This window comes from Microbacterium sp. (assembly GCF_030149085.1).
Classification (GTDB): Bacteria; Actinomycetota; Actinomycetes; order Actinomycetales; family Microbacteriaceae; genus Microbacterium.
On the sequence record NZ_JASBSF010000191.1, the window covers coordinates 1 to 2,507 of the forward strand.

A 2,507-nucleotide genomic window follows, 5' to 3' on the forward strand; every position below is an offset into this window, starting at 1 on the left:
GAGTCGATCATCGTGTTTCTCGGCGGCCTCGTCGTGTACGGCCTTCGCGTGCTGCCTGACGGGATCGAGCCGTGGTGGGGCATCATCGGGGGTTCGGTCCTGGCGCTGTTGATGGTCATCACCGCCGGACTGCTGCGTCACTCGTGGGCGATCGCTGTGGGCTGGGCTTTACAGGTCGTCGTACTTCTGGGCGGCTTCCTCGTGCCCGCACTCGTCATCGTCGCGATCATTTTCGGTGGCATGTGGGCGTATGCGACGATCAAAGGGGCATCTATCGATGCTCGCAACGCCCGACGCGCGGCACCCCCCGAACCCTCGAACGGAGAATAACGATGTCGACCGAAGAGACCCTCGTTCTGGTGAAGCCCGACGGTGTTGCGAGGGGCCTGACTGGCTCGATCCTCGCGCGCATCGAGGCGAAGGGATACGCCCTCGTCGACATCCGTCTGGTCGAGCCGGACCGCGACCGACTCGAGAAGCACTACGCCGAGCACGCCGGCAAGGCCTTCTACGAGCCGCTTCTCGAGTTCATGATGTCCGGTCCGTCGGTCGCCATCCGTCTTGCCGGCAACCGGGTCATCGAAGGTTTCCGGTCCCTCGCTGGCACGACCGACCCCACGACGGCAGCGCCGGGAACGATTCGCGGCGACTTCGGCCGCGACTGGGGGCTCGCCGTCCAGCAGAACCTCGTCCACGGCTCAGACAGCCCCGAGTCGGCCGCCCGTGAGCTCGGGATCTGGTTCGGCTGAGAACTCTGCAGTGCCTCGGTGTGGCCAGCGTGGTGGTGCTCGCTACCGTACGACGGTGAACTCCACCTCGGCCGCTGCGCACGACGCGCCCTCGGGGCAGGTCGCGATGTCCCAGTAGTTCGAGATCGACGCTACGGCTTGTCCCGGGCGGATCGTCGGCGGCACAGTGATCGACACCGAAAACGACCCGTCGGGGTTTGGCGTGACCCGCGCTTGCGCGAGGGGAATCGTCTCGCCGGCGGGATGGATTCGAACGGTCAACTCCGCGCCGCCCGGCAGCGGGCAGGCATTCGTCGTCGATACGGCCACGATTCTGCCTGGACGCGGGTTGTCGGGATCAACGGCCAGCGTCGGCACGCAGACTCGTGACGGTTCTGCCAGACATGCTGTGAGTGGAGCGCCCGCGATCACCAGAAGGGCCGCCATCGCGGCGATGCGGATGCACCGATTCATGGCGCAACGCTAGACGTGTGAGCCTCAACCCGTCCAGGGAGTGCAGCGAGGCTTACAGGCCGAAGATGTTGGTGAGCGCGCGCGTCGGCGCCAGCTGCGCGATGATGACGATGATGCCGTAACTGACGATGGTTGCCAGCGGCACCCACCGCATGAGACCTTGCGAGAACCGGAGCAGGCCGGGCGATGCCCCGAAGGCACCCGAGCGCATGGCATGAACGGTGACCGCGTAGAACGTGGGAATGGTCACGCTCCAGGTCACCATGCACCACGGGCACAGGGTTCCGAGTACGAACAGGCTCTGGCTGATGAGCCAGATCACGAACCCGAACGCGAAGAGCATCCCCGCCCAGAACAGCAGCCAGAACCACCGAGCAAAGCGTGCGCCGGCGAGCAACGCCACACCGACGACGATCGGTGCGACCCAGCCTGTAAGACCCAGGATGGGGTTCGGGAAGCCGAAGACGCTGCCCTGCCAGGACTGCAGGTTCGCCGTGCACTGCACCAGGATGCTGAAATCACATGAGGCTGTCGCGTTCGGGTCTGCGAGCAGGTGGAACCGTTCGACGGTGAGACTGAAGGCGGCGTACCACCCGATGATGCCGGCGAGGATGAGCCAGATGGCGAGGCCGACAGGGCGACGAGTGGATGCTTCGGGCATGCGTCGATTCTGGCATCCGTCTTCATAGGAGTCGCCTGAAAGCGTGGGTCTTCGAACCAATGGAGTGTTTGTGCTCCGATAGTGCGATAATTGCCGGGACGAGTCCGCGGCCGCGCCGCGGGACATGTCGTCACAGACTTCCGGGCAATGGCTGCCCGTCGCAGCGTGAGCTTCGAGCCTGCTGCACACCGAGTTGATGAGCGACCTGCCGGTCGCAGAGATGTCGTCGGGCGACGCGCGGGGTCGCTCGACAAGGAGTACGCCGACATGGGCGATGAGAACGATGTACAGAACACAACTGAAGCCGACACGGAAGGCGTGCGGGACGACCTGAGCGAAGCCCTCGTCACCGCCGAGACCGTAGAGCAGACCGCCGCGGAAGACGCGTTGACCGACTCAGCACCTGCAGAGGACGCTCCGGTCGTCGCTCCTGAGGCGGACACGCCGGAGAGTGTGATCGATGAGGGTGTTGCGGAGCAACCCGCGTCCGTCGAGCCGGAGAGCAACGACGAGGCTGAGGCGACCGAGGAGCCGACGGGTCCGCCCACCGCTGTGAGCCTCGGGCTGCTGCCCGAGAACTTCGTGTCTGCGGTTTCGACTGCGCTGATGTTCTATGCGCCCGAGGTCGCGCCTCTTCCCCCACT

4 protein-coding genes and 1 pseudogene are annotated in these 2,507 nt (G+C 65.3%); 3 read left to right on the plus strand and 2 right to left on the minus strand.

The features are described 5' to 3' along the window. Together Q1V87_RS07710 and ndk are read left to right on the plus strand one after the other, a co-directional pair. A partial coding sequence (locus Q1V87_RS07710; RefSeq protein ID WP_300591575.1) for a DUF4233 domain-containing protein occupies positions 1-330 on the plus strand: 330 nt, incomplete at its 5' end. Between the two features lie 2 nt (positions 331-332). Continuing rightward, positions 333-749, plus strand: a complete 417-nt coding sequence (gene ndk / locus Q1V87_RS07715; RefSeq protein WP_292709311.1) for a nucleoside-diphosphate kinase — start codon at positions 333-335, stop codon at positions 747-749. Between the two features lie 42 nt (positions 750-791). On the opposite strand, the gene Q1V87_RS07720 is transcribed toward ndk, so the two are convergent. After that, the gene (locus Q1V87_RS07720) at positions 792-1,202 is read right to left on the minus strand and encodes a hypothetical protein (protein WP_300591576.1); all 411 of its coding nucleotides are present in this window, start codon (positions 1,200-1,202) and stop codon (positions 792-794) included. A gap of 52 nt (positions 1,203-1,254) precedes the next feature. Next, entirely contained in the window at positions 1,255-1,863 is a 609-nt protein-coding gene (locus tag Q1V87_RS07725; protein WP_300591577.1) for a vitamin K epoxide reductase family protein, read from the minus strand. A gap of 147 nt (positions 1,864-2,010) precedes the next feature. Between Q1V87_RS07725 and Q1V87_RS07730 the strand changes: the two are divergent. Further along, positions 2,011-2,507 (plus strand): annotated as a pseudogene (locus Q1V87_RS07730) (hypothetical protein); the annotation flags it as partial.